At 70.3% G+C, this 26242-nt stretch carries 28 protein-coding genes and 2 pseudogenes; 14 read left to right on the top strand and 16 right to left on the bottom strand.

The features are described 5' to 3' along the window. Nucleotides 1–918: 918 nt before the first annotated feature. Nucleotides 919–1494: a ricin-type beta-trefoil lectin domain protein gene (locus ACLHRZ_RS18990; RefSeq protein ID WP_490419655.1), complete on the top strand. Its 576-nt coding sequence runs from the start codon at nt 919–921 to the stop codon at nt 1492–1494. After that, nucleotides 1409–1714, top strand: a pseudogene (locus ACLHRZ_RS18985) (transposase); the annotation flags it as partial. The gene ACLHRZ_RS18990 and the pseudogene ACLHRZ_RS18985, both read left to right, overlap by 86 nt. A 33-nt stretch (nt 1715–1747) precedes the next feature. Here ACLHRZ_RS18985 and ACLHRZ_RS18980 read toward each other — a convergent pair. Together ACLHRZ_RS18980 and ACLHRZ_RS18975 are read right to left on the bottom strand one after the other, a co-directional pair. Next, the gene (locus ACLHRZ_RS18980) at nt 1748–2095 is read right to left on the bottom strand and encodes a VOC family protein (protein WP_490419654.1); all 348 of its coding nucleotides are present in this window, start codon (nt 2093–2095) and stop codon (nt 1748–1750) included. A gap of 53 nt (nt 2096–2148) precedes the next feature. Beyond that, entirely contained in the window at nt 2149–2283 is a 135-nt protein-coding gene (locus tag ACLHRZ_RS18975; RefSeq protein WP_490419653.1) for a hypothetical protein, read from the bottom strand. A 19-nt stretch (nt 2284–2302) separates the two neighbouring features. On the opposite strand from ACLHRZ_RS18975, the gene ACLHRZ_RS18970 reads away from it, so the two are divergent. From ACLHRZ_RS18970 to ACLHRZ_RS18960, 3 genes are all read left to right on the top strand, one after another. Continuing rightward, nucleotides 2303–3001 (top strand): TetR/AcrR family transcriptional regulator, encoded by a 699-nt coding sequence (locus ACLHRZ_RS18970; protein ID WP_490419652.1) that lies wholly within the window; start codon nt 2303–2305, stop codon nt 2999–3001. 38 nt (nt 3002–3039) lie between these two features. Then, complete coding sequence (locus ACLHRZ_RS18965) at nt 3040–4182, top strand: FAD-dependent oxidoreductase (protein WP_490419651.1); 1143 nt, start codon at nt 3040–3042, stop codon at nt 4180–4182. 1301 nt (nt 4183–5483) lie between these two features. Further along, nucleotides 5484–5777, top strand: coding sequence for a hypothetical protein (locus ACLHRZ_RS18960; RefSeq protein ID WP_490419650.1), 294 nt, complete (start codon nt 5484–5486; stop codon nt 5775–5777). A 1648-nt stretch (nt 5778–7425) separates the two neighbouring features. On the opposite strand, the gene ACLHRZ_RS18955 is transcribed toward ACLHRZ_RS18960, so the two are convergent. After that, a complete protein-coding gene (locus ACLHRZ_RS18955) occupies nt 7426–7923 on the bottom strand; it encodes a ricin-type beta-trefoil lectin domain protein (protein ID WP_490419649.1) in 498 nt (165 codons plus the stop codon). A 456-nt stretch (nt 7924–8379) separates the two neighbouring features. Continuing rightward, complete coding sequence (locus ACLHRZ_RS18950) at nt 8380–8697, bottom strand: divalent metal cation transporter (RefSeq protein ID WP_490419648.1); 318 nt, start codon at nt 8695–8697, stop codon at nt 8380–8382. 110 nt (nt 8698–8807) lie between these two features. Here ACLHRZ_RS18950 and ACLHRZ_RS18945 point away from each other — a divergent pair, with 110 nt between their 5' ends. After that, nucleotides 8808–9248, top strand: a complete 441-nt coding sequence (locus tag ACLHRZ_RS18945; RefSeq protein WP_490419647.1) for a VOC family protein — start codon at nt 8808–8810, stop codon at nt 9246–9248. 58 nt (nt 9249–9306) lie between these two features. On the opposite strand, the pseudogene ACLHRZ_RS18940 reads toward ACLHRZ_RS18945, so the two are convergent. From ACLHRZ_RS18940 to ACLHRZ_RS18930, 3 genes and pseudogenes are all read right to left on the bottom strand, one after another. Continuing rightward, a pseudogene (locus ACLHRZ_RS18940) lies at nt 9307–9462 on the bottom strand (nucleotidyl transferase AbiEii/AbiGii toxin family protein); the annotation flags it as partial. Further along, nucleotides 9459–9827, bottom strand: coding sequence for a hypothetical protein (locus ACLHRZ_RS18935; protein WP_490419646.1), 369 nt, complete (start codon nt 9825–9827; stop codon nt 9459–9461). The pseudogene ACLHRZ_RS18940 and the gene ACLHRZ_RS18935, both read right to left, overlap by 4 nt. A 40-nt stretch (nt 9828–9867) precedes the next feature. Beyond that, nucleotides 9868–10437: a Uma2 family endonuclease gene (locus ACLHRZ_RS18930; protein WP_490419645.1), complete on the bottom strand. Its 570-nt coding sequence runs from the start codon at nt 10435–10437 to the stop codon at nt 9868–9870. Nucleotides 10438–11310: 873 nt separating this feature from the next. Here ACLHRZ_RS18930 and ACLHRZ_RS18925 point away from each other — a divergent pair. The 8 genes from ACLHRZ_RS18925 to ACLHRZ_RS18890 all read left to right on the top strand — a co-directional run bounded on the left by ACLHRZ_RS18925 (nt 11311) and on the right by ACLHRZ_RS18890 (nt 18141). Further along, nucleotides 11311–11625 carry a type II toxin-antitoxin system Phd/YefM family antitoxin gene (locus ACLHRZ_RS18925; RefSeq protein ID WP_490419644.1) on the top strand — a complete coding sequence of 105 codons (315 nt, stop codon included), beginning with the start codon at nt 11311–11313 and terminating at the stop codon, nt 11623–11625. Nucleotides 11626–11766: 141 nt separating this feature from the next. After that, nucleotides 11767–12069 carry an urease subunit gamma gene (locus ACLHRZ_RS18920; protein ID WP_171079226.1) on the top strand — a complete coding sequence of 101 codons (303 nt, stop codon included), beginning with the start codon at nt 11767–11769 and terminating at the stop codon, nt 12067–12069. Between the two features lie 14 nt (nt 12070–12083). Next, the gene (locus tag ACLHRZ_RS18915) at nt 12084–12395 is read left to right on the top strand and encodes an urease subunit beta (RefSeq protein ID WP_490419643.1); all 312 of its coding nucleotides are present in this window, start codon (nt 12084–12086) and stop codon (nt 12393–12395) included. 7 nt (nt 12396–12402) lie between these two features. Next, nucleotides 12403–14124, top strand: coding sequence for an urease subunit alpha (locus ACLHRZ_RS18910; RefSeq protein ID WP_490419674.1), 1722 nt, complete (start codon nt 12403–12405; stop codon nt 14122–14124). Continuing rightward, the gene (locus ACLHRZ_RS18905; protein WP_490419642.1) at nt 14124–14858 is read left to right on the top strand and encodes an urease accessory protein UreF; all 735 of its coding nucleotides are present in this window, start codon (nt 14124–14126) and stop codon (nt 14856–14858) included. The genes ACLHRZ_RS18910 and ACLHRZ_RS18905 overlap by 1 nt, the downstream gene beginning before the upstream one ends. A gap of 33 nt (nt 14859–14891) precedes the next feature. After that, nucleotides 14892–15584, top strand: a complete 693-nt coding sequence (gene ureG, locus ACLHRZ_RS18900; RefSeq protein ID WP_490419641.1) for an urease accessory protein UreG — start codon at nt 14892–14894, stop codon at nt 15582–15584. Next, on the top strand, nt 15569–16363 hold the full coding sequence (locus ACLHRZ_RS18895; RefSeq protein ID WP_490419640.1) for an urease accessory protein UreD: 795 nt from the start codon (nt 15569–15571) through the stop codon (nt 16361–16363). Before ureG ends, ACLHRZ_RS18895 begins: the two co-directional genes overlap by 16 nt. A 176-nt stretch (nt 16364–16539) precedes the next feature. After that, nucleotides 16540–18141 carry an alpha/beta hydrolase gene (locus ACLHRZ_RS18890; RefSeq protein ID WP_490419639.1) on the top strand — a complete coding sequence of 534 codons (1602 nt, stop codon included), beginning with the start codon at nt 16540–16542 and terminating at the stop codon, nt 18139–18141. 61 nt (nt 18142–18202) lie between these two features. Here ACLHRZ_RS18890 and ACLHRZ_RS18885 read toward each other — a convergent pair whose 3' ends face one another. The 9 genes from ACLHRZ_RS18885 to ACLHRZ_RS18845 form a co-directional block, all read right to left on the bottom strand. Next, nucleotides 18203–19438, bottom strand: a complete 1236-nt coding sequence (locus ACLHRZ_RS18885) for an MFS transporter (protein ID WP_490419638.1) — start codon at nt 19436–19438, stop codon at nt 18203–18205. After that, a complete protein-coding gene (locus ACLHRZ_RS18880) occupies nt 19435–19599 on the bottom strand; it encodes a hypothetical protein (protein ID WP_490419637.1) in 165 nt (54 codons plus the stop codon). The genes ACLHRZ_RS18885 and ACLHRZ_RS18880 overlap by 4 nt, the downstream gene beginning before the upstream one ends. A 95-nt stretch (nt 19600–19694) precedes the next feature. Further along, nucleotides 19695–20912, bottom strand: a complete 1218-nt coding sequence (locus ACLHRZ_RS18875) for a threonine synthase (protein WP_490419636.1) — start codon at nt 20910–20912, stop codon at nt 19695–19697. 93 nt (nt 20913–21005) lie between these two features. Next, entirely contained in the window at nt 21006–21794 is a 789-nt protein-coding gene (locus ACLHRZ_RS18870) for an ABC transporter permease (RefSeq protein ID WP_490419635.1), read from the bottom strand. Next, the gene (locus ACLHRZ_RS18865; protein WP_490419673.1) at nt 21791–22774 is read right to left on the bottom strand and encodes an ATP-binding cassette domain-containing protein; all 984 of its coding nucleotides are present in this window, start codon (nt 22772–22774) and stop codon (nt 21791–21793) included. Before ACLHRZ_RS18865 ends, ACLHRZ_RS18870 begins: the two co-directional genes overlap by 4 nt. A 58-nt stretch (nt 22775–22832) precedes the next feature. Further along, nucleotides 22833–23678, bottom strand: a complete 846-nt coding sequence (locus ACLHRZ_RS18860; protein WP_490419634.1) for a DUF4097 family beta strand repeat-containing protein — start codon at nt 23676–23678, stop codon at nt 22833–22835. Between the two features lie 83 nt (nt 23679–23761). Further along, nucleotides 23762–24268 carry a hypothetical protein gene (locus ACLHRZ_RS18855; RefSeq protein WP_490419633.1) on the bottom strand — a complete coding sequence of 169 codons (507 nt, stop codon included), beginning with the start codon at nt 24266–24268 and terminating at the stop codon, nt 23762–23764. A 168-nt stretch (nt 24269–24436) separates the two neighbouring features. Further along, nucleotides 24437–25216, bottom strand: a complete 780-nt coding sequence (locus ACLHRZ_RS18850) for an SDR family NAD(P)-dependent oxidoreductase (protein WP_490419632.1) — start codon at nt 25214–25216, stop codon at nt 24437–24439. Between the two features lie 68 nt (nt 25217–25284). Continuing rightward, on the bottom strand, nt 25285–26229 hold the full coding sequence (locus ACLHRZ_RS18845; protein ID WP_490419631.1) for a glycoside hydrolase family 25 protein: 945 nt from the start codon (nt 26227–26229) through the stop codon (nt 25285–25287). Nucleotides 26230–26242: the final 13 nt, after the last annotated feature.

The following is a 26242-nucleotide window of genomic DNA, read 5'->3' as shown; positions in this document are numbered from 1 at the left end:
CCGGTTTGCCGGCCGCGACGCCAGTCGTCCCATGAGGCGCCGTCGCGTAGGCGCAGGGCGGGTACAGGGTGCAATAGCGGCTGAGCAACGGTTGTGGACCGTGGTCCGCCGTCCACGATCGCAGCCAGATGGCACACCAGTACCAATGGCACCTCATGGCATATGAAGTCGCATGGTTTCGAAGTGGGTTGGGCAGTCCCTGGCAGGCACCTTCATGCCGACGGAGAGCCGGGTCCTCTCCTGCATGTGCACGCCGAACCTCCCTGAACGGAACATGGTTTCACCGGATCCCTCGCGCGCCCTGCACCATCGCTTTCACGAACCCCTCCAGTCGCCGATGGGCGCATCCGGATCCCTGATCGACACCTCTTTTCGGTAATTGGCGTAACGCGGCACACCCCGGGTGCCGAACCCGGGCATCCGGTATGTCACTGCTTTGCGGGCGAAGCCACTGCTCTTCGAACGAAGGCGACGTTGTATCAACGAAGTTAAGAATTATCGCGTGCCACTGTCAACGGCACTTTGGGCAGGTTTGACGTAACCGTCGACTGCGCTTTGATGCGCCTGGTTTTCCACTTCTTTTCGAAAAGCGTTCGGATGGGTTCGTCGCGGGCGCGGAGGCGTATCGACCAACTGGCACCCCATCTCCGTCCCGGGCCGAGGTGTGCCCGTGGCGGGGGAGGCGGCGTCCTGGCGGTTGGCCGGCCTGTCATGCCGCCGTGCCCCGGCTGGCCCCGGATCCCTGCAGTGGCCGATTCGCCAACCTCCTTCCCCGGGGTCGGAATCTCAATCCGTACATGACGGGAAGCGGATCGTTGGCCTGGACGGGGGGCAGAGTCCGGCAGGGGCGGTGAACGATCCGGAAGGTCGAACCGGAAAGAGGTTTGGTATCAATGTTCCGTGGTACACCCGTTCGCAATGAAGTCCGTTCGTTGGTACGGCAATTCAGACAACAAGGAAGAGGGGAGGTCGCGCTGTCTGTCGAATTCAGAACAGATGACCCTGAGCTTCGGTGCGCGCAACGGCGGTAGACCGGTCGCCCTCAAGCCGTGTGACGGCAGCTGGAACCAGGTCTGGTTCATCGATCACGACGGTCTCATCCACAGCACCGACGGCCGGCGCCTGTGGGGCCATGTGGCCAACGGGCCCTCCGACGGCCCGGACACCGTAGCCGCCTCGTGCAACGCCGGGGGCCCGAAGCAGCGTTGGAAGTTCGACATCATCCGCAGCGTGTGCAACGACGCCAACGCGTGCCTGAACGCCACCGGCATGCCGGGGCAGCGCGGCTCGTACCACCTCATGACCGCCGGACGGTCGGGGGTACCAGCATCTACCAGCAGTTCGACTGGCATCATTCCGACAGCAGCACTCCGATCAACCCCGGCCGGTAGCCGTCGGACAGTGACTTGTCAGGCCCGATCGCGTACGGGCCGACAAGGCGTACGCCTCCCGCAAGAACCGTGCCTACCTGCGCAGACGCGGGATCCGCTGTAGCATCCCGGACAAGGCCGATCACGTCCGCAACCGCAAGAAGCTCGGCGCTCGCGGCGGCCGTCCGCCGAAGTTCGACAAGACCGACTACCGGGAACGCCACGCGGTGAAGTGTGGCATTAACCGCCTCAAGAGGCACCGGGCAGTGGCCACACGCTACGAGAAACTCGCCGTCCGCTACGAAGCAACCGTCTTGGTCGCGGCCATCAATGAGTGGCTGTGACCAGCACTTTCACCAGCGGCGCGGGAAGGGCCGTCAGCGGTGGCTCAGCACGTTGACCACCCGTCCGCCGGGGTCGCGAACGAAGAACCGCCGCACGCCCCACTCCTCGTCCTGCAACGGGTGAATGATCTCCGCACCGCTCTCCCGCATGACCGCATAAGCCGAATCCACGTCGTCCACCTCGACGCTCATGTCGGGGGCGACAGGCGCGGTCTTGTCACTGGCCATGACGCTGATCTGCGCTGCTGGGCTGGACGGGGATGCAAGCGTCATGATCCAGCCGTGGTTCATGACCTCCTCGAAGCCCAGCAGGCCATAAAACTTCCGGCTCTCCTGCGCAGCCTCCGACCGGATGTTGGGCACGACACGGCGAACGGCCATCGATGACTCCAAACGAGAGAGAACGAACCTGCCTCTGTGTCACCCCAGGAGTACTACGGCACGTCCATCGTCGCACGCATTTTCGATACATGCCCCAGGGTGTCGCCGGCCAGAAGCCGGCCGACGGGCCCGGCGTCCAGTCTGGCGATAACGAACATGTTTGTCACGACCTTGTTCGCAACGAACATGTTCGTTAGGCTGGCGGGCATGACAGGTCATCCCGCCACACCGAGAAGCCGCCGGGAGCGTCCCGCCAAGCCTGCGCTGACCCGGGAGGGCATCGTCACGGCCGCCGTGGAGATCATGCGGGCCGAGGGCCTGCAGAAGGTCACCATGCGGCGCCTGGCGCTGGAGCTGGACACTGGCCCGGCCTCGCTGTACGTCTACGTCGCCAGCACTGACGAACTGCACGCGGCCGTCCTGGACCGGCTGCTCGGCACGGTCGGACCGGCACCCGCCGGGGGCACCTGGCGCGAGCGGCTGGAGGCGCTGCTCACCGCATACACCGTGATGCTCGTCGAGCACCCCGCCCTGGCCCGCGCCGCCCTGGTGGCCCGCCCGAGCGGCGAGCACTACCTGCACCTGGTCGAGACGCTGCTGGCGCTGCTGACCGAGGGGGGCGTCCCGGCCGCGCAGGCGGCCTGGGGCGTGGACGTCCTGCTGCAGCACGCCACCGCGACCGCCGCCGAACAGGCCACCCGGGCCCAGTCGGCCGACGCGGAGGCCGGCTGGGACGCCCTCACCCGCGCGCTGCGCGACGCCTCCCCCGACACCCATCCTCAGATCGCCGCGCTCGGCCCCCGGCTGCTCACCGGAACTCCGCAGCAACGGCTCTCCTGGACCTTCCAGATGCTGCTCACCGGCATCACGCACACGCCCACACCCACGGACGAGCCGCTGGCCTGACCGAGGGGCGTCCCCACCACACCACAAGGAGCTCCCCTATGACCGCCCATCACCCGATTGCGATCGTGGGGGCCGGCCTCGGCGGCCTCACCCTGGCCCGCGTCCTGCACGTGAACGGCATCGAGGCCACCGTGTTCGACCTCGACGCCTCACCGGCCGCCCGCACCCAGGGCGGCATGCTCGACATCCACCAGGACTCCGGCCAGGCCGCCCTGCACGCCGCCGGCCTGCACAAGGAGTTCCGCGCTCTGGTCCACCCCGGCGGCGAGGCGATGCGGATCCTCGACCGGCACGCCACCGTCCACCTCGCCGAGGAGGACGACAGCAGCGGCGGCCGTCCCGAGGCCGACCGCGGCCACCTGCGCGACCTGCTGCTCGGCTCACTGCCGCCGGGCACCGTCCACTGGGACGCGAAGGTGACCGGCGCGCGCCCGCTCGGCGGCGCACGCCACGACGTGATGCTCGCCGACGGCAGCACTTTCACCACCGAACTGCTGGTCGGCGCGGACGGCGCCTGGTCCCGGATCCGCCCGCTGCTCACCGACGCCACCCCCGCCTACACCGGCGTGTCCTTCGTCGAGTCGGACCTGCTGGACGCCGACGCCCGCCACCCCGCCAGCGCGGTTGTGGTCGGCGGCGGGATGCTCTTCGCGCTCGGCGACGGCAAAGGCTTCCTCGCCCACCGCGAGACCGACGGCAGCCTGCACCTCTACACCGCACTGACCGTCCCCCAAGAGTGGACCGACGCCATCGACTTCACCGACACCGCCGCGGCCAAGGCGGCCGTACTGGCGCACTTCGCAGACTGGGACCCGAGCCTGCGGGCGCTGGTCACCGACGCCGACGGCCCCCTGGTACCGCGAGCGATCCACGCCTTGCCGGCCGGCCACCGCTGGGACCGCGTCCCCGGCGTCACCCTGCTCGGCGACGCCGCCCATGTGATGTCCCCGTTCGCCGGGGAAGGCGCCAACCTCGCCATGCTCGACGGCGCCGAACTCGGCCGGGCCCTCGCCGCCCACCCCGGCGACACCGAAGCCGCCCTCACCACTTACGAACAGGCGCTCTTCCCCCGCAGCCAGGCCGCCGCCGCGATGTCCGCCGCCAACCTCCAGACCTGCTTCCGCGCCGACGCCCCGCAGGGACTGCTGGACCAGTTCACCGCCCACCGCCAGGCAGCCTGACCCCGCCCGGCACCCTTCGCAGGAAACCGCCACGACACCGCCCATCACCCGACGCACGGTCACACCCCTCGACCAACACCCCGCAAATTACTACCGGGTCACTCTGCCCCTGGTGACAGCTTCCTTAAAGGCAGCCACAGCAGCACCTGACAGAGGATGACGCCAACTCGACGCGCGGACACGTGTACTGGAGCAGTCAGGTTGCGCGGACGGTGCGCAGCGTTGCCGGCCGTCGAGTAGGTGGCCCGCCGTCGCTGTCTGGGCATGGGGCGCGAGGTACGGCCGCCGCGCCGTGTTGCGGAGCACAGCAACGTCGGTCGCGGTGGCCGTTTTCCCCTTGTATCCCCCAAGGTCCGCAGCCCGCAGTGAGCAGGACACGGTGCGAGAACCCTACGGACAGCATCAGCTGCCAGTGCTGGATCCAGACGATGCGAGGCACCACTGGCAAAGGCGCCGTGGAGATGCCGGGCTGCGGCACTGACACGGCATCCGCTGGTGGGTGCCGCAGGCCACGGCGGCGAGCAGCGGACAGACGGTCCAAGCTGTCGGCCGCAGGACCATGCCCCCATGACCTGTGCGGAGCCCGCGCCCTGCCCACACCGAAAGCAACAGGTGTGTCGAACCGGAAACGAAAAGTCGAAACCCACGACATTCCGTTCAGCCGTGAGCAGAGAAGCCAGCCGGGAGGGAATCGGCAATGGCTTGAAACGAGCCAATACTCAGGTCGCCCTGCTACAGGGGGAGAGGACTGGAGCCTGCATATTTGCATGAACAGCGCCTCCTCGTCCGTCCGTGCGGAGACCGGTATTTCAGCCGGACGCAGCCAGGGAATACTAAAATTCTCCCAATGTTACGGAAAGTCGGGTGCTGCAGAAGGGTGCGAAGGGGGCAGTCGCGCCCCAGCCGAGAGCCCGACTGCGGGCTCTCCAGGCTTCACGGGGTGCAGGCGCGCTTCTGGGCGGAGCGGCACCGGCGCATTCTGGGGCTCATTGCGCGCGGTATTGGGCGGGCAATACGCATCACATGCCTTGATGTGCGATTTTAAAATATCCCTTACACCCTCACGCGTGAACGCCGCCCCGGTGGCATAGGTTCACCCGATGCGGTGGGTGTGAACTTGGGCCGACGAGAACACCGGGTCGGCCTGGGCCGTCATTCGCACTGGTCCGGCCGTCACTGAAGGGACCCGTATGGCAAGCATTCGCAAGGCCCGCGTCCTGAGGCTCATGGCTGCGCTCCCGTTCGCGGCAGCCCTCTTCCTGGCAGGAGCGGGATCGGCATCCGCCGCGGAGCCTGCCCCTATGAGCAGCAGTTCCAGCAACGCCGTCACCAGCCACCAGTGCGGTGACCACGACTGCGACCACGGCCGGGGAGACGATCACGGGCGGTGGGACGATCACGGCCAAGGACAGGACTGCGACCACGGCTGCGGCCGGGGAGACGACGATCACGGGCGGGGGGACGACCACGGCCAGGGGCACGACTGCGACCACGGCTGCGGCCGGGGAGAGGACGACCACCACGGCCGCGGGGACGACTGCGGCCACGAGCACCACGAGCCAGGGTGCCATGGGCCGCTGGGCCTGTGTCTCTGACACCACGTCGTAGCACCATGATCTCCCACGCCCCGTGATCGGCCGCGTGGCGGCGAACAACGGTTCCCCCCGAGCGTCGCCACGCGGCCCTGCCCATGCCCCGTATGCCGACCCACCCGCGAGAGAACGCCGCGTGAGTGAAAGGCAGTAAGCGCAGGACACGGAGCGAGGGTCCGGCGTCACCTGTGACGGTGAGGCCGGACCCTGTCCTGGCAGCCGGTGCTGCCGGCCGGTTCCAGCGGCCGGACCGGGGACCGGGCTTCGGGGAGGGGCATTCCTCGCACCGGCAGGAGCCAGACTGTGCGAGCATGGCCAGCTTATGACGGGCCGCCACTGCCGGTCGAGGACTCCTGCGCAGATCCCGGGCACTACGACATTGTGCCGCCGCCACCGCTGGTGATCCCCTGGGGAGGACGACACGAAGCTCCCCCCAATCGTGCCTCGTTGCTGAACCGGGCACGCCGTGCGCTCGTCAAGCACGATGCACCGAAAGGCCTGATGGTGTGTCAACCACTCCCGTCTTCCGCGGAAGTGGCCATCAGGTCGCCGTGCAGGAACATGGAGGTGCACCCACGCCACCACACCTGTTGTCCCACAGACAGATGCGTACCGAAGACGTAACGGCGGGGACCCCTGCGTCTCCTGCGGCCTGCGCGCACGCCGCCAGCCGGGATGCCGGCCTCACCGGGGCGCAGCCGTCGCTTCCCGACACCAGCGATCCGGCGCTGCGTGCGATGAGCGTGGCAGCCTCGCTGAGAGCCAGGCACGCATCACCCAACGCCCGGGTGTCGGCTCCTGCCTGCCGTAGAGCGTCGAGCGCGTCCTCGGCTCCCTCCGCCGTGGAGGCAACCGCCCGGTATGCCTCCCGCACACGAGAGACCGCAACGACCCTGTGGCCGACAGGAATGACCGCCAGCGCATACGCGACCAGTGCATGGTCCCGGGCACACCCGGCTATCTCCTGCAATTCGCCGAGAGCAGCGATCACGTTCCCGCATGCTGCGCTGCCGCGCCTGCCGTCCCAGCAGGCCGTCAACTGCTCACGGACGGTTTCCAGCACCTGACAGGCATGCTGCAGACGAGAACCCGCACGAGCCAGCTCACCGGTATCCATACCCCGCATAACGACTTGCTCCGGTGCGTCGTCACCCAACGCGCAGCTGTGCCCTTTGGTGGCACCAAGGGTCGCTGAACTTGCCGCCCCGCACCGCATCTCCGTCGAGAGACGTGACCGGCACGGGGCGCCGGCCGGTACGCAGCACCGCCGGGGGAGACATGACGCGTAACGACCAGCGCAAGTGATCTCGGCCCCCACGCTTCGGGGCAGGCGCGTCAGCCGGAGAACTGAGGGGTGGAGAAGGAGGCGTTGACCGAGGCCATGTCCGGCACTGCCGGACACGGCCTCGACGGGGACTTGCGCAGTGCTCAGCGACGCCCGCAGCCGTCGTGTTCTCGGGACGGCGGGACGGGTGAGACGGCCGACAGGCGGCGCCTTACCCGGGCAACGCCCGGGCAGACAGCCGATGATGAGCCGCTGCAGCGATCCGGCGCCGGCCCCTTCCGCCTGAAGCGCCGACGGCCATGACGCCAAAGGCGCCTGATGCTTCACCGCGGGCGTTCACGCGAAACGGCGGGAGAAGCCAGGGCGTTACTCCTCGACGGGATACCAGCGTTGGTCGAGCGCGTCGTTGCACGGGCGGAGGACAACGGCGTTGTGCTCGCCTTCGTCGGTAATGCAGGCCCTGGGGTACTTCAGGCTGATGAAGGGGGAGCCGTCGTCGCGGCGGTGGAAGTCCCAGTACTGCGCGTCGTTCTCCGCCCGGCAGTTCTCCAGCTTCACCTCATGGCCGAAGTCGTAGGCGGTGACGCACCGGCCCAGGTAGAACTTGCTCTCGATCTGGTAGCCGTCCCTGCCGGGCCGCAGGTAGAAGTCCTGCCCTCCGGAGTGGTTGCCCTCCTCGGCCTTGAGAGTGCCGTTGCCCAGGGCGTCGAGCAGGCGGTATGTGCTGGCGTTTTCGAACTGGTCCCAGTTGCGGGAGGGCGTGTTGGGTGCCGCCGATGCGGCGGGGGCCGAGGCCAGCAGGCCGGCGCTGAGCAGTGCGGCCGCAGACAGGGCGATAGCGGTGGATCTTCTGCTGTGTGCCACGATGCCTCCTTGCCCGTGACGGATACCGTCACTTGGTGGGAAGTGAAGGGTGCGGCGGTTCGAGGTCCGTGCCTCGGCGGCACCGTATAGCCGGCGCTCGCCGGGCGAGAAGCAACGTTCTGGACAACACGCCCGTCCGCCACCACCGAGGCTGGCATGCATGCCCGGTTCCGGGGGCCGATCAGCTGTCGGTGCGCTGACCTGGGGCGGTGCCGGGCCCGAGGGGTGCTGATGGAGACCCTGATGCTCGATGGCGCCGAGGGCGACCGGAACCGCGGAAGCGCCCGGAGAGCCTTTCCCGTGACACGGAAAGTGAGGCTACTGATACGAACGCTGGGGTGTGCGTTGGCGGGGGCTGCTGAAGCCCACGTCTTCCCGGGGTGGCATCACCCCGGCCCGTCAGGGCTGTCGGCGACCGCCGGGGGTGGCCAGGCCTGGTAATCGCAGCGTGCTCGGTCAGGTCCAGCCGAGGGTCGAGGGGATCATGTACAGGCCGAAGCCGATGACGACCAGGCACAGTGCCCAGGTCAGATATTTACGGAAGCCGTGCATTCGCCACGCCTCCGGGAGCGCCTTGGCCTCCAGGGCGAGCAGGAAGCCGAGCACGATGGGCAGCAGCAGCGCGTTCATCACCTCGACGTCCACGCTGAGGCTGATCAGGTCGACGCTGGCCAGGACCAGGACGGCGCCGACGATGTGGGCGAGGGCGTAGGTGATGTAGAACTTGGCGGTTTCGCGACTGGGGCGCTCGTTGAGAGTGGCTCTGGTCGGCATCTCGGGGCGGTCACGATCGTTGCCGGTAGCGATCATGGGGCAGGGCGGGAACGCCCTGGGCATGCGGGACTTGTCCGTGGTGAAGGAGGCCCGGCCGGTATATGTGGGCCATGGCATTGCACCGGAAGCTGGTCTTCGGCACCCAGGACGCGTCGGCACTCGCGGACTTCCGGGCCGCCGCCTTGGCATACGAGGTGGAAGATCCCAGCGCGCTCATCGAGCGCCTGCTGGCCGCCGGGCACATCGGCGAGGACGCAGTGGCCGAGCACCGCGGCCGCCGGATCTTCCGCGGCTACGCGGCCATCCGGCATCCTGAGGACCCGTTCGACGCGCCCAGCGGCACTGGCCACGGCCGACGGCTGCTGTTCCAGGACGTGCCCGAGGGCAAAACCGCCGAGAACCGCCTGCACCTTGACGTCCACAGTGGGCCCGGCGGGCTGGACGACCTGTTGGCACGGCTGGAGTCCCTGGGCGCCATCCGCGTCCGTGAGGCTGACAAGGGACCGGCCGGACACTGTCCAGAGGGCAACGATTTCTGTGCCGCTGGTTGAGTGCCGGGGCTCGGCCGGCCTGACGGGTCAGTTGCCGTCCGGGTCTTCCTCAGCGTAGAGCCGGGTTCTCGGTGGCCACGTCCAGGTCCTGGGAGAACCGGTCGACCAGACCGTGGGCCTGCACCCCCTACCCGCCGGTGATCACCAGCGGGCAGGGGGTGCCGATCGCGAGGACGTCGGCCAGAAGCCGGCGGCGCAGATCTGTCAGGTTCACGCGGCTGTCGCCGCGGGAGGGGTGCTGAGCTCGGCGAAGGCGGACTCCCACGCGTGCCTGAGCGCGCGGCTGATCAGCGTGCGCAGCACCGGCCACTGGGCGATGAGCCGATCCCTGTTCAGGCAGGTGATCAGGTCCTGGCGCTGTCCTTCGGCCAGGACGGTGCGGTACAGGCTCATCCGAGAGCGAGGCTGCTCCAGGCCGTAGGAGCGGCGGCCCGACCAGACCACGTGCAGCGGCAGGTCAACCGTGCCGTGAGCGGGGCCGGCCAGGTCCTCCAGTGAAGCGGGCAGCCGTTCCACGTACTGCGCGCACAGCAGCTCGAAGGCATTGGGCGCCGGAAACGAGGGGGACTGCGCGGTCATGCCCTGTTCACGCGACGGGTGGGTGCTGGGAGCCGGCGTGTCAGCGCACCCAGTCCTTCAACGCTTCGGTGTCCAGGGAGAACCCGACGGGTGCGGGCAGTGCGATGGGTTTGCCGAAGGGGCGTCGGGTGAGCTGGGCGTACGCAGGGCCGTCCGGTTCACTGTAGACAAGGGTTTCGCAGGCCTCCCGGTCGATGAGGAGGTACACCGGGATGCCCGTCTGCGCGTACGCGCTGGGCTTCTCCTCCCGGTCGCGTTTGTCAGTGTCGGTGTCGTACGACGTGATCTCGACGACCATCAGCACCTGGTCGGGGTCAGCCCACTCCCCTTGGCCGGCGAAGGAGCCCTTCGCCGTGAGGGTCCCGTCGGGCTTGGCGTGGCCCTTGCGGTAGGTCTCGATCTTCAGGCCGCGTTCGGGGTAGAGCCACAGCTCGGGGCGGTGCTGCATGCAGCGTTCCATGAGCCACCGGATGATCTCGTCGTGGTCGCCGTCCGGCACCGCTTTGACCCCCAGCTTTCCGTGGACGAATTCCATCCGGACGCCTTCACGCTCAGCGGCGGCAGCGATGCGCTCGAACTCCTCGGCCAGCATCTGCGGTCGGTTCTCCATGACAGTCACCACACACCTCCCGGCTTCAGTCTAGGGTGGCCGGCGGCAGCACGACGGGCTACTGCACGGGCCCGCAGGAACTGCCTCTGCTCCCATTCAGAAGTTTGTGTCAGCATGTTCGCAAACTGGGCGCGTATCAGGCTTCAACCGTGTGCTGAAGCGGTTTCCCTAGCCTCGGGCGTTGCTGGTGCAAGCACCATGATGTGCGTGCTGACGTGTCAGCACGGGTGCTCGTTCGAGGAGGGGCGAGGCGGGAACGTCCTCGGGGATGTGGCACTGCTCGACGAGGAGCTTGTAGCTGAGGGCAGTGGGACGTAGTACGCCGACATCGGGGGAGAGGCGGGCGACGTCGGTGATCTCCTGGGACGGGCGCGCTGACCGGCCCGGAGCCCCGCTCGCTCACCAGGGTGCAGATGCCGTCCAGAACCCCGCGGTGGCCGACCGGACCGGACGGGGGTGGCCACAGACGGTCATCGAAGGTCGCGTCCGAGCTGTCGAGGGACATCCCGCCGACGTCAAGCTGAACGAGCCGCCGGGCGATGCCGGGCCGGGTGAGCGGCACGCCGTTGGTCTCGGCGACGACCCCGCACCAGCATCCCAAGGCTTGAGGCGCCCCCGATACCGCAGCCGCCATCTGCTCAGTGATGTGAGGGCTTGGCGGAGATCCGCCCAGTCGGGGCCGTTGGAGCGGGGCGTTCCGCCGCACCGGAGACCCGCCAAGGTGCAGTGCGACCACAAGGCTCCGCGTCTCGCCTCGTCTCACATATCTCTCACACACGAGAGCGCACGGGAGCACGCGAGAACCTCTGACCTGGGCATTTGATGTCGGCACAGACCACGGCGGACCAGGTGGACGCGGCATAGGCTAGGGCCATGGCCTACGAGATTCCTGTGACGCAAGCCCGAGCCGAGCTGGCGGAGCTGATCAACCGCGTCGTCTACGGCGGGGAGCGGGTGGTCGTCACGCGCCACGGGAAGCCGCTCGTCGCCCTGGTGTCCGCCGCCGACCTGGAACGACTCGAGGAGAGCGAGCGCCTCGCGGAGGACGCCGGGCGGGCCGCCGCCGAGGAGCAGGTGATCAGCACGGTCTCCGCCGTGCGCTCGCTGCCGTCCGCTGCGGGCGAACGCGGCCGCTTCGGCATCGCCGCCGAGCACCGCGACCCGGGCCGCGGCGGCCCCCGGGGCTGACCTCCGGGACTCCCCGCCGGGAGCAATGGCCACGACCTGGCAAAGCGTCAGTTAACGCGGTGGAAAAGCTTGCGCCCTAATCTGCAATTCCGGGTTCCCCGGGGAAGGGCCCCAGGTCACCGTTGTGTTGAGGTGGGACACATGCAACTGACCCCGCACGAGCAGGAACGACTGCTCCTCCACGTGGCCGCGGACGTCGCCGAGAGGCGCAGGGCACGCGGGGTGCTCCTCAACCACCCCGAAGCAGTGGCGCTCATCACGGCCCACATCCTCGAAGGCGCCCGCGACGGGCGCACGGTCGCCGAACTCATGTCCTCCGGGCGCAAGGTCGTCACCCGTGACGAGGTGATGGAGGGCATACCCGAGATGATCCCCGACGTCCAGGTCGAGGCCACCTTCCCGGACGGGACGAAGCTCGTCACCGTCCACGAGCCCATCGCGTGACGGGGGGACCCATCGTGATACCCGGAGAAGTCCTGTACGCCGAGGCCCCGGTACGGCTCAACGAGGGCCTGCACCGCACCCGGCTGACCGTGCTCAACGCCGCCGACAGGCCCGTCCAGATCGGCTCCCACTACCACTTCGCCGAGGCCAACCCGGGCCTGGAGTTCGACCGGGCCGCCGCCCGCGGCAAGCGGCTGGACATCGCCGCCGGCACGGCCGTGCGCTTCGAGCCCGGCATCCCTGTCGAGGTCGCCCTCGTCCCCGTCGGCGGCAAGCGGATCGTCCCCGGCCTGCGCGGCGAGTGCGGGGGCCCGCTCGATGTCTGAACCCGCCCTGCCGGAACTCCCGCGCGCCGCCTACGCCGCGCTCTACGGGCCCACCGCCGGCGACCGCATCCGGCTCGCCGACACCGACCTGTTCGTCGAGATCGAGGAGGACCGCTCCGGCGGCCCCGGCCACGCCGGGGACGAGACGGTCTTCGGCGGCGGCAAGGTCGTCCGCGAGTCCATGGGCCAGTCCCGCACCACCCGCGCCGAGGGCGCCCCCGACACCGTCGTCACGGGCGCCGTCGTCCTCGACCACTGGGGCATCGTCAAGGCCGACGTCGGCATCCGCGACGGGCGCATCACCGGCATCGGCAAGGCCGGCAACCCCGACACCATGGACGGCGTCCACCCCGACCTCGTCATCGGCCCCGAGACCGAGGTCATCGCCGGTAACGGCAGGATCCTGACGGCCGGAGCCATCGACGCCCACGTCCACTTCATCTGCCCGCAGGCCGCCGAGGAGGCGCTCGCCTCCGGCATCACCACCCTCGTCGGCGGCGGCACCGGCCCGGCCGAGGGCAGCAAGGCCACCACCGTCACCCCCGGCTCCTGGCATCTGGCCCGGATGTTCGACGCGCTGGAGGCCTACCCCGTCAACATCGGCCTGCTCGGCAAGGGCAACACCGTCTCCTACGACGCGATGCGCGCCCAACTGCGCGGCGGGGCCGTCGGATTCAAGATCCACGAGGACTGGGGGGCGACCCCGGCCGCCATCGACGCCTGCCTGCACGTGTGCGAGGAGAGCGGCGCCCAGCTCGCCATCCACACCGACACGCTCAACGAGGCGGGCTTCGTCGGCGACACCCTCGCCGCCATCGCGGGCCGCTCCATCCACGCGTACCACACCGAGGGTGCGGGCGGCGGGCACGCGCCCGACATCATCACGGTCGTCTCCGAGGCGAACGTCCTCCCCAGCTCCACCAACCCCACCCGGCCGCACACCGTCAACACCGTCGAGGAACACCTCGACATGCTGATGGTCTGCCACCACCTCAACCCCGCCGTCCCGGAGGACCTCGCCTTCGCCGAGTCCCGCATCCGGCCCGGCACGATCGCGGCCGAGGACGTGCTGCACGACCTCGGCGCCATCTCGATCATCTCCTCCGACTCCCAGGCCATGGGCCGCATCGGCGAGGTCGTGCTGCGCACCTGGCAGACCGCCCACGTGATGAAGCGGAGGCGCGGGGCGCTGCCGGGGGACGGGCGGGCGGACAATCTGCGTGCACGGCGCTATGTCGCCAAATACACCATCAACCCGGCGGTGGCCCAGGGCCTTGACCACGAAATCGGCTCCGTGGAGGCGGGCAAGCTCGCCGACCTGGTGCTGTGGGAACCGGCGTTCTTCGGCGTCCGGCCGCAGCTGGTCATCAAGGGCGGCCAGATCGCGTACGCGCAGATGGGCGACGCGAACGCCTCCATCCCGACGCCCCAGCCGATCCTGCCCCGCCCGATGTTCGGGGCCATGGGCCGGGCCCCGTCCGCCAACTCCCTGAACTTCGTCACCCAGTGGGCCCTGGACGACGGCCTGCCCGAACGGCTGGGACTGGGGAAACGGTTCGTGCCGATCCGCAGCACGCGGGGCGTGACCAAGGCGGACATGCGCAACAACGATGCGCGACCGCGGGTGGAGGTGGATCCGGACACGTTCACGGTCACGATCGACGGTGATCCGGTGGATCCGCAGCCGGCGGCGGAACTGCCGATGGCACAACGGTACTTCCTGTTCTGATGGAGACCTCAGGTATCGCGCCCCGTAAGGGGCGCGGGGAACTGCGCGATCAGCCACAACGGGCCCGCGCTGCACTACTCGTCCTCGCCGACGGCCGCTTCCCCGCCGGCGGCCACGCCCACTCCGGCGGAGCCGAAGCCGCCATCAAGGCGGGCCGGTTGACGGACGCGCCGTCACTGGAATCGTTCTGCCGCGGCCGCCTGTGGACCGCCGGACTGGTTGCCGCAGGCCTCAGCGCTGCAGCCGCCGCCGGAGGCGACCCGCTGGCCCTCGACGAAGCAGCCGACGCCCGCACCCCCTCGGCCGCCCTGCGCGCAGCAGCCCGCCGGCTGGGGCGTCAGATGATGCGGGCCGCCCGTGCCGCCTGGCCCTGCGACGAGCTGGACGTCCTCGCAGCGGCCCGGCCGCGCGGCGTCCACCAGCCCGTCGTGCTCGGCGCAGCCGCCCGCGCAGCCGGGCTCGGGCCGTCCGACGCGGCGTACGCCGCCGGGTACGAATCCGTGACCGGGCCCGCCACGGCAGCCGTGCGGCTGCTCGGCCTCGACCCCTTCGAGGCGACCGCCGTCCTGGCCCGCCTCGCGCCCGAGCTCGACGAGGTCGCAACCCGTGCCGCCGAGGCCGCCGTTCGCGCCGGGTACGAGGGCATCGACGTCCTCCCCGCGGGCTCGGCCCCGTTGCTCGACATCACGGCGGAGCAGCACGCGGGCTGGCCCGTACGGCTCTTCGCCTCGTAGACACCCCTCGCTTCACAGCCCCTCGGAGGAAACGTGCATCTCGACCACTCGGACGGCACCTACCCGCACCGTCACACCTACAGCGCAGCGACCCCGCTGCGCCCCGACGGCACGCGCCGCGCTCTGCGGATCGGGCTCGGCGGGCCCGTCGGCTCCGGCAAGACCGCGACCGTCGCCGCGCTGTGCCGGGCCCTGCGTGAGGAGTTGTCCATAGCCGTCGTCACCAACGACATCTACACGCGCGAGGACGCCGAGTTCCTGCTGCGCGAGGCCGTGCTGCCGCCCGAGCGGATCACCGCGGTCGAGACCGGCGCCTGCCCGCACACCGCCATCCGCGACGACATCTCCGCCAACCTGGAGGCGGTCGAGGAGTTGGAGGACGCGGTCGGCCCGCTGGACCTGGTCCTGGTCGAGTCCGGCGGAGACAACCTGACCGCCACCTTCTCCAAGGGGCTCGTCGACGCGCAGATCTTCGTCATCGACGTCGCCGGGGGCGACGACATCCCCCGCAAGGGCGGTCCCGGCGTCACCACCGCCGACCTGCTCGTGATCAACAAGACCGACCTCGCCCCGTACGTCGGCTCGGACCTGGAGGTCATGGCCCGCGATGCCAAGGCCCAACGGGGTGCTCTGCCCGTCGCGTTCACCGCGCTCACCGCGGAGGACGGCGTCGGGCCGGTACGGGACTGGGTCCGCGAGAAGCTCGCCGCATGGACGGCCGCGTGACCGCGACTCTCACCGCGGGCGTGGTGGCCGCGGCCCGGATCGTCGCCGCGCCGGACGGGCGCGGCGGCACCGCCCTGCCCGTGCTCGCCGGGCAGGGCCCGTTCGCCCTGCGGCGCACGGGCGTCCGCGGGCCCGAGGCGCGGGTGGCGCTCGTCGGTGCCATGAGCGCCCCGCTCGGCGGGGACCGGCTGACGCTGACCGCGGAGGTCGAGGACGGGGCCGCGCTGCGCTTCGCCACGACGGCCGCGACGATCGCCCTGCCGGGCCGCACCGGCGCCCCGGCCACGTACGACACCTCCCTCCGGGTCGGCGACGGCGCCGTCCTGCACTGGCTCCCCGAGCCGCTGATCTCCGCGTGCGGCAGCGACCTGCGGACGGCCACCCGGGTCGAACTCGCCTCCGGCGCCCGCCTGGTGCTGCGCGAGGAGCAGGTCCTCGGCCGCACGGGCGAGCCGCCGGGCCGGCTCGTCTCGCGGCTGACGGTGCGCCGCACCGGGCGGCCGCTCTTCGACCAGGAGCTGGCCTACGGGCCCGGCGTGCCGGGTTGGGACGGTGGCGCGGTATTGGGCGGGCACCGGGCCGTGGGACAACTCCTCGTCGTCGACCCGGCCTTCGAGCGCCGCCCGGTCGAGCCCCGGGCGCTGGGGGCGACGGCGGTGCTCACCCCGCTCGCCGGACCGGCGGCGGTCGTCAGCGCGGTGGCACCCGACGCACTGGCCCTGCGAAAACTCCTGGATTCACTGCTCTCGGACATCAATCGAGTGCTACAGGCGATTTGAGGAGTTGGAGGCGAGAGATGCCTTATGAGGCATCTCTTGTGACGTCATCTTTACGGATTAGTAAAGAACGCTCGTACGCCCTGTCGTTTGTGGCAGGGGAAGCGAAAGGATCCCCCTGACCTTCGTGATCAACGCCGCAGCCGACCGGGCGGTGTTTCCAGCAGGGGGAGTACCACATGAGACGTCAAGCGATATTCGGTGCGGCCGGCACCGTGATGACCGGCGCCCTCGTCGCCGGTTTCCTGGCTGCGCCCGCGGCCAGCGCCGACAGCCGGGTGCCGGGCGGGGCCGCAGAGGCCCGCGGCGCGCGGATCGCCGCCGAGCGCGCGGCCAAGGCCGGCATCAAGTGGCAGGACTGCCCTGCCTCCTGGGGCCTGGCGAAGCCCGTCGAGTGCGGTTTCGTCACCGTGCCCGTCGACTACGCCAGGCCCGACGGCCGCACCATCAAGATCGCGGTGGACCGGGCGCGCGCCACCGGCACCGCGAGCGAGCACCAGGGCTCCCTCGTCTACAACCCGGGCGGCCCCGGCGGCTCCGGCATGAAGTTCCCGCTCCGCATCACCGGCAAGAGCGCCGTGTGGGCCAAGACCGCCAAGGCCTACGACTTCGTCGGCTTCGACCCGCGCGGTGTGGGCCACTCCGCCCCCATCTCCTGCGTCGACCCGCAGGAGTGGGTCAAGGCCCCCAAGGCCGACCCGGTGCCGGGCAGCGAGGCCGACAAGCGCGCGCAGCGCAAGCTCGCCAAGGAGTATGCCGACGGCTGCCAGGAGCGCAGCGGCGACCTCCTGCCGTACCTCACCACGCCGAACACCGTCCGCGACATCGACGTCATCCGGGCCGCCCTCGGCGAGAAGAAGCTCAACTACCTGGGCGTCTCCTACGGCACGTACATCGGCGCCGTCTACGGCACCCTCTTCCCGTCGCACGTCCGCCGCCTCATAGTCGACAGCGTCGTCAACCCGGCGCAGGACAACATCTGGTACCAGGCCAACCTGGAGCAGGACGTCGCCTTCGAGGGCCGCTTCAAGGACTGGGAGACCTGGGTCGCCAAGCACGACTCCGTCTTCCACATCGGCGACACGGCGGAGAAGGTCCAGCAGCAGTGGCTGAAGCTGCGGGCCACCGCCAAGAAGAACCCCATCGGCGGGGTCGTCGGCCCGGCCGAGCTGATCAACTACTTCCAGAGCGCGGCGTACTACGACTCCTCGTGGGTCCCGGTCGCCCAGAACTGGCAGAAGTACCGCGCGGGCGACGAGAAGGCCCTCGTCGAGGCGGCCGGCCCGGACCTGGCCAACACCGCGGGCAACATCGCCTCCGAGAACAGCAACGCCGTCTACACGGCCGTCGAGTGCGCCGACGCCAAGTGGCCCACCAGCTGGGCCAGGTGGGACCGGGACAACACCCGCGTCAACCGCAAGGCCCCGTTCATGACCTGGTCCAACGCCTGGATGAACCTGCCCTGCGCCACGTGGAAGGCGCCGCAGCAGAACCCGGTCGAGGTCGCGACCCACAAGGGCCTGCCCAAGACCCTCATCGTCCAGTCCACCCGTGACGCCGCCACGCCGTACGCCGGCGCGGTCGAGCTCCACAAGCGCTTCCGCGGCTCGGAGCTGATCACGGAGCAGGGCGCGGGTTCGCACGGCGTGACGGGCCTGGTCAACCCCTGCATCAACGACCGCGTCGACGCCTACCTGCTCACCGGCAAGACGGACGGCAAGGACGTGACGTGCACCCCGCACGCCACGCCGGAGCCGCCGAAGGCTGCTGCTGCGCAGTAGTCTGCGGTTTCTGCCGAAGGGCAGTGCCCCGGTCCGGAGGGACCGGGGCACTGCCCTTTCGTCAGCCCGCTTTGGAGGCGGCGGCCTCTTCGCCGGCGGTGACGGCCGGGGCGTCGCCCACCGGTTGCGCGTCACGGGTGGTGCACAGGATCGGCGCGGCCAGCAGCAGTGCTCCCACCCCGAGGACGGCGACGCCGTACCACCCTCCCGCGTTCCAGATCTGGGAACCGGCGAGGGAGCCCGTCGCGATCCCCAGGAAACGGGTCGTGAAGTAGAGGGTGTTGAGCCTGCTGTGCTGCCCTGCGTCGAGCTTGAAGAGCATGGCCTGGTTGACGACCTGGTTGCCCCATACCCCGACGTCCAGCAGGACGACGCCCAGCACCATCAGGACCAGCCACTCCTTGCCGCCCGCGAGCGCCGCCCAGCCGGCCAGCGAGACGACCAGCAGCACCGTCTGGGTGTAGCGGCCCCCCTTGCGGTCGGCCAGCCGGCCGGCCCGCGGCGACCCGAGCGCGCTCGCCGCGGCGACCAGGCCGAACAGCCCGGCGATGCCCGGCCCGTAGCCGTAGGAGTCCTGCAGGACGAAGGCGAGCGTCGTCCAGAAGGCGCCGAAGGAGACGCCGACCAGTGCTCCGGACGTACACACGCGGCGCACGAGCGGGCTGCCGCGGAACAGCTTCGGCAGGCTCCTGAGCAGATCGCCGTACGGCATCGCGGCAGTGCCGGTGATGCCCTTGGGCAGTGTGAAGAACAGCAGGACCAGGAGCATCACCATCAGCGCGACCGAGCAGCCGTACACCCAGCGCCAGCCCACGAGGTCGGCCAGCGCCCCGGCGTAGGCGCGGGAGGCGAGCAGGCCGACCAGCAGGCCGCCCTGGAGGACGCCGACGACCCGGCCCTTGGCCTGAGCGCCGGTGAGTGCCACGGCGAGCGGGACGACGATCTGCGGAATCGGGGTGATGGCGCCCAGCAGGAAGCTGACGACGGTGAGGACGGCGAGGTCGGGGGCGAGCGCAGCGGCGGCCAGCGCCACCGTCGTCGCGGCTCCCAGGGACAGGATCAGCTTGCGGCGGTCGCGGGTGTCGCCGAGCGGGACGAGCAGCAGGATGCCGAGCGCGTAGCCGAACTGCGTGGCCGTCGGGACCGAGCCCATCGCGCCCTCGGAGACCCCGAAGGAGCTCGCCATGTCGGTCAGGACAGGCTGGTTGATGTAGATGTTGGACGAGGTGATCGCGCAGGCCAGGGTGAGCACGATCGTGAGCGTCCGGCCGAGTGCGCCGCCCGCCGGGGGCGTCATGGCAGGATCCCGGCGTCGAGCCGGATACGTAACTTATGATCGCGGCTCAAGTTGGCTGCGAGTGTGATGAGTTGGGTCGTTGCGAGAATACCGACGGCCCCTGCGCCCACGACATCGACGACTCTTTCCGGGTGCAGACCTCTGTCCTTGATCGCGTTCACGCGACGAGCGTAACAACCTGGATACTGCGCGAGATCCGCTGAGAGCTCGGCAGTTCGGACTTCAGTGCTGTTCTCCGGGAAATGCGTCGGGCCGTTCACTCACCGATCCCGGCTGCCCGCAGCCGGGCCCGTACAGCGGCCCACTCAGGTGTCATCGGCTTGCTGCGGTGCCGGCCGACGCCCCGGTCCTTGAACCCGCTGGACGTGGACACGCAGACCACGGGGCCGTCGAAGTCCTCGTCGGCGCAGGCCCGCAGCCCCGCCAGACCGGCCGCCGCCGAGAGCTCCGCCCACAGACCGGCGCGGGCCAGCTCGGCTCGGGCGGCGCGCAGTTGCCCGTCCGTGAGCAGCACCGCACGGCCTCCGCTGTCACGGACCGCGAGTACGCCGCGGTAGCTGTTCACCGGGCAGTCGATGCCGTACGCGTCCGTGGCGCCGACATCCACGTGCGCTGCCGGCCGGCCCTCGCGCAGGGCGGCGGCCAGCGGGCCGCCTGCGGCGGGTTCGCAGGCGATCAGCCGGGGGACCCGGTCGGTCACCCCCAGGCGGTGCAGCTCGGCGAACCCCTTGCCGATCCCGAAGAGCAGCTCGCCGTAGCCGGTCGGGACGAAGACGGCGGCGGGGACGCCGAGATCGGCGTGGATCTCGTACGCGATCGTCTTGTACCCCTCGGGCCCAAAGGCATGACCGGTATGGGTACAGGTCAGATTGCTGACGGGCTGCAGCCCGAAGTGCTCGGCGATCCGCCGGGTGAGCGGCCAGCGTGCCTCCACCGGCACGGGCAGCACGACGGCGCCGTACGCGCGCAGGAAGGCGTCCATCGCCGGCGGCAGGTCGGGGGCGGTGAGGACGACGCAGCGCAGCCCGGCACGCGCCGCGAACGCCGCGGCGGAGGCGCCGTGGTTGCCGGACGACGCGACGACGACACCGGGTGCGCCGGAAGCGACGGCGGCGCTGACCGTGCACCGGTTGAGGCGGTCCTTGTGGCTCCAAGTGGGATTGCGGGCCTCGTCCTTGACGAAGACCCCGGGTTCGAGCGCCACCAGGGGTGTGCCGCCCTCGCCGAGGCCGGGGGCGGCGAGAGGCGGGAGGAGCGGGGCCCAGTGGTCGAGGCCGGTACGAGGGGGCCGTCTGTCGAAGAGACCGGCAGGCACGCGGTCGTATGCATAGTCCACCTCGACCGGGTACGCGACCTCGTCCGTGCCGGTCTTCGGACAGCCGCTGGTCAGCGGAGGCCATAAGGGGTAGCGGAGGCCGGGGTCGCCCAGCGAGCGCTGGGCGACGGCCAACGAGGCGGCTGGATCGGTCGTCATGGGCCCGATGGTAGGCGCCGGTGACGGTCGGCTCCGTGTCAACGCCCCGGCTCCGCAGGGGAACCGGGGCGCCGCCGTGTGCAAGGGCGAACCTCACCGCTTGGTGGTGCTGTTGAACAGCGAGCGCGACCAGACGTAGCCGGCCAGCGCGATGCCGGCGCACCAGGCGAGTGAGATCCAGCCGTTGTTGCCGATCCCCGAGCCGGTGAGGAGGCCGCGCAGCGTCTCCGTCATCGGGGTGAAGGGCTGGTACTCGGCGAACCAGCGCAGGCCCGGGGACATCGAGCCGGCCGGTACGACCGCGGAGCCGAGGAACGGCAGGAACTGGATCAGCATCGGCTTGTTGCTCGCGGATTCGACGGTCTTGGAGATCAGGCCGAGCGCCGCCGACAGCCAGGTCACCGCGAAGGAGATCGCCGCGAGGAGGCCTGCCGCGGCGAGCCACTCCAGCGGGGTCGCCCCGGAGCGGAAGCCGACGGCGAGTGCGACGCCCACGACCGGGACCATGCACACCATCGTCTGGATGACGCTGCCGACGACGTGCCCCGTCATGAACGACGAACGTGTGATGTTCATGGTGCGGAAGCGGTTGATGATGCCCTCGGTCATGTCGGAGCAGACCGCGATCGAGGTCGACATCGAGCCGGCGGCCACGCCCATGATGAGGATGCCGGGCGTCAGGTAGTTCACGTACGCGTCCCGGCCGCCGCCTCCCGGGAGCCCGGCGCCGATCGAGCCGCCGAAGGCGTACGCGAACAGGAGCAGCATCAGGATCGGCATCATGGCGCTGCCGAGCCCCACCGAGGGGTAGCGGATCGCGTGCTTGAGGTTGCGCCGCAGCATCGTCATCGAGTCGTGCACGGCGTAGGTGAGGGTGCTCATCGCTGGGTCTCCTTGACGTGGAGCGGGGTGCCGTGCCCGGTCAGGGCGAGGAACACGTCGTCGAGGTCGGGAGTGTGCACGGAGAAGTCGGCGGCCCGGATGCCGGCGGCGTCGAGCCGGTCGAGCAGGGCGCGCAGCGCGTCGAGGCCGCCGTCGCCCGCCACGCGCAGGGCGAGGTTCTCGTCGTCCCGGGTCGCGCCGGGGAAGGCGGCCGCCGCGAGCGCGTACTCGGCGGAGTCGGTGAACCGCAGCCGCACGTGGCTGCCGGGGATCTGTGCCTTGAGCTCGTCGGCCGTGCCCTCGGCGACGATCCGGCCGCCGTCGAGCACGGCGATCCGGTCGGCCAACTGATCGGCCTCCTCCAGGTATTGGGTCGTGAGGAAGACGGTGGTGCCGCCCGCGACCAGCGAGCGCACCGTGTCCCACATGGTGCGGCGGCTGCGCGGGTCGAGCCCGGTCGTCGGCTCGTCCAGGAAGATCACCTGGGGGTCGCCGACCAGCGTCATGGCGATGTCGAGCCGGCGCCGCATGCCGCCGGAAAAGGTCGCGGCCCGCTTCTGCGCGACGTCCGCGATGTCGAACCGCCGGAGCAACTCCCTTGCACGGGACCGCCCTTCGCGCTTGCCCAGGCGCAGCAGGTCGGCCATGAGGAGCAGGTTCTCCTCGGCGGTGAGCAGGTCGTCGGGTGCGGCGAACTGCCCGGTGACGCCGATCGCGGCGCGCACCCCGTCCGGGGACGTGGCGATGTCGTGGCCCGCCACCTGGGCCTGCCCGCCGTCGGCGGCGATGAGGGTGGACAGGATCTGCACGGTGGTGGTCTTGCCGGCGCCGTTGGGTCCGAGCAGTGCGAAGACCGAGCCGGCCGGGATGCGGAGATCGATGCCGTCGAGGACGGTCTTGTCGCCGTACGACTTGCGCATACCGAGGGCGGAGACGGCGGCGGGCGGCTGCGGACCGCCACCCTGATTTGGTGTGGGCATGACAGAAGTGCGCATGGGGTCCTCCCGTTCGAGGGGTGGAGTGGCTGGGGGGCGGTGCTCAGTGCTTGGCGCGGCGGATGTCGATGTTGCCGTAGCGGGTGCGGGCGCGGACCTGGACGGTTTCCTCCGTCTGCTCCGGGGTGTCGGAGGCGGTGAGGGCGTTGCGTACCTGCCCGTTGTCGGCTTTGGCGTCGAGCCAGGCGGCGGTGCCTTCGCGGATGCCGATGTCGATGGCGCCGTAGGAGGTCTCCAGCTGGACGGTGCCGCGGGCGACTTCGGCGACGCGGAGCGTGCCGTGGGCGGTGGTGGCGGTGACCGGGCCCTCGGCGCACGCGATGTCGATGTCACCGTTGGCGCCGCTGACCCGCAGCTCGCCGGTCGCGGTGCCGACGGTGGTGGTGCCGTGCGAGTTCTTCAGGACGGCGGATCCGTCGACGGTGCCGACGCGCATGCTGCCGGAGCTGGTGGTGATCTCGGCCGTTCCCTCGACGCGGTCGACGTTGATCGAGCCGTGCGAGGCGGTCAGCTGCAGCGGCCCGGTCTCGTCGAGGCGGACGTCGCCGGAGGAGGTCTTGATCCGGACCTCGCCGAGACGGCCCTCGCCCAGGACCTGGGCCCAGGCACCGGTGGTGTCGATGCGCGAGCCGGTGGGCAGTTCGACCGTCACGTCGACGGTGCCGGTGCGGCCGACGAGATAGCGCTGCTTGGGCGTGGTGATGGTCAGGGTGCCGCCGGTGCAGGTGACGGTGGTCTGGTCGGCCGTGCGCACGTCGCGGTCCTGCTTCGGGTCGCGGGGCCGCACCTCGACGACGGTGTCGGTGCGCTCGCCGGCGGTGAACTGGATGGAGCCTGCGGTGATGTGGGCGGTGACGGAGATCGGTTCGGGGGTGGCGTAAGAAGGCATGGCGGTCCCGTCCTCTTGGGTCTCATGCTCGTCCCCGCTGGTGGGGGCGTGGTGTGGGTGGCGTGGTGCGGGCGGGGGAGCGGCTAGCGCACCCAGCCCGTGAAGCTCTGTCCGAAGGTGCGGGCCGGCTGCGTCGCACGCGGCTGCGTGCCGCCTTCGGTGGCGGCCGACACGGTGCGTACCAGCCAGGCGTTGACCGACAGGCCCTCGCGGTTCGCCGCTTCTTCGACACGGGACTTGAGGTGGGCCGGCAGGCGCAGATTGACGCGGGCGGTGCCGCCCTCCTCGCTGTCCACGGCCGGTGCGGGTGCGGGGGCGGCGGCCGCCTCCACGGGGCCGGTGTCGGCGGGCGGCGGTGTGACGACGAAGTCGGGGTCCAGTCCGCGCAGCCGTACGTCGACCGAGCCGGGGGCGAGTTCGCGGGTGATCTCGTCCATCGCGGCGGAGAGCACGTTGAGCATGGTCAGGCGGGTCGCCGACTCCAGCGGAGCGGTCAGCCGCTCGGCCAGCTCGCGGGCATCGTCCCCGCCGGCTTCGGCGGCCACCGCCAGCTCGCGGCGCAGGGTGTCGACATAGGGCGTGAGGTCCATGACGAACATGATGGCACCACGGTGGCGCCATGCGCAAGCTCGGTGGCGCCATGGGTGGGGACGGCCTGAGTCGCTGCGGCGCCATGCGCTCTGTTGAGGACGTGGAATGGTGCCTGATGGTGCATGGTGGCGCCATGTGGTGCCACCGGTGCCCCAGGCTGGCGCCGCTCAGTGCACGGAGAATCCGCCGTCCACGAAGACCGACTGGCCGGTGACGTAGGCGGACGCGCGGCTGGCCAGGAACACGGCCGCTCCCGCGAAGTCCTCGGCCAGACCGTTGCGCCCGACCAGCGTGCGTGCGGCCAGCGCCGCCACCTTCTCCGGGTCGGACGACAGCCGCTCGTTGAGCGGGGTCATGACGAAGCCGGGCACCAGCGTGTTGCAGGTGACGCCATGCGGCGACCACGCCTCGGCCTGGGAGCGGGCCAGCGACTCCAGCGCGCCCTTGGACACCCCGTAGGCGCCGCTCTGGACGAACGCCCGGTGCGCCTGCTGGGAGGTGATGTGGATGATCCGTCCGAAGCCCCGCTCGGCCATGCCGGGCCCGAAGCGCCGGCCCAGCAGGAACGGTGCCTCCAGGTTCACCGCCATCGTGGTGTCCCACACCTCCTCGCCCAGCTCGCCCATCGGCGGCCGCAGGTTGATGCCGGCGCTGTTGACGAGGATGTCGGGCTCGCCGAACACCCCGGCCGCCTGCTCCGCCGCCGCGCGCACCCCGTCGCGGGTGCCCAGGTCGGCGCTCACCCAGGCCGCCCGGCAGCCGTCCGCCGTCAACTCCCCGACCGTGGCGACGAGCTCCGGCTCCTTGCGCGCCACGATCACCACGCTCGCCCCCGCGCGCGCGAGCGCCCCGGCGATGGCACGGCCGATGCCGGAGCTGCCGCCCGTCACCACGGCGACCCGGCCGTCGAGCGAGAACAGTTCGGAGAGGTAGCTCTGTGCGTTCATGCCCGAACCCTAGAGGGCATGTTCGCGGCGACGGCGCCGGGGGCGGAACGCGCGTGCTCTCCGGTGGGTCAGGCGACCTGACGCCCGGTGATGTAGCCGAGCAGCGGGGCCGTGGAGCGGATCCGGACCTTGTCCACGCCCGCGCCGGCCGGGAGTTCCAGGACGAGCTTGCTTCCGGTGAGCGTCAGGGTGACGGGCGCGGCGGGGGCGTCCCAGTCGCCTCTCTCGTGGTGGAGGGTGGTGACCACCTGGCCGTCGGCGCCCTGCGGGGCCAGGCAGAGCCACAACGGGCCGTTGTTGGTGCCGCCTTGGGGGGAGGCCAGGGTTCCGGCGGGTTCGACCGGTATGTCGACGGTCGTGTTCGCGGGAATCGGAGGCAGATAGGCGAGCATGTCGTCCTTCGCGTAGTGAGGTGTGGGGGGTGCGGGCTGCCGGAAGGACAGCGACCAGTCCCGGAGGGCTGCGGTGCTGCCGAGATGGCAGTAGTCGCGGTCGACGCCGTCGTCGCTGTACTGGTGGAAGAGCCAGGGTGCGCGTATGCCCGGGCTGCCCGCGGGGCGCCCGGCGGTGGCGATCCAGAGGAAGTCGCCGCAGTTCCAGGTGGTGTCGACGTTCAGCCAATAGTCGAGATTGCAGTACATGCCGACCGCGTGATCGGACATCCGTCCTTTGACGTGGCTCAGCCAGGCGTCCCGGTAGGCGACCTGGCGGGCCTTGGAGACGCCGCTGTTGGCGTCGTCGTAGCCCTCCCAGTCGAGGATGACGACGTCCCCCGGCTGCCAGGCGACCTGGGCGAGGAAGAAGTCGGCCTCTTCGGTGGGGCTGTTGGCCATGTGGGGGTAGTGGTAGGCGCCCCAGACCAGGCCGTGTGCCTTGGCGTGGTCGCGCTGGGACACCCACTTGGGGTTGATGTACGACAGGCCCTCGCTCACTTTGACGAACGCGAACGACAGGCCTCTCGTGTCCGGGTTCGACGACTGGTAACTGGCCCAGTCCTGGCCGTAGATCCCCATGCGGATCAGTCCT

The sequence above is a fragment of the Streptomyces sp. AM25 genome (genome assembly GCF_058146165.1).
Note: the sequence above shows the minus strand (reverse complement) of the source record. Positions and strands in the feature narration are given on the sequence as shown.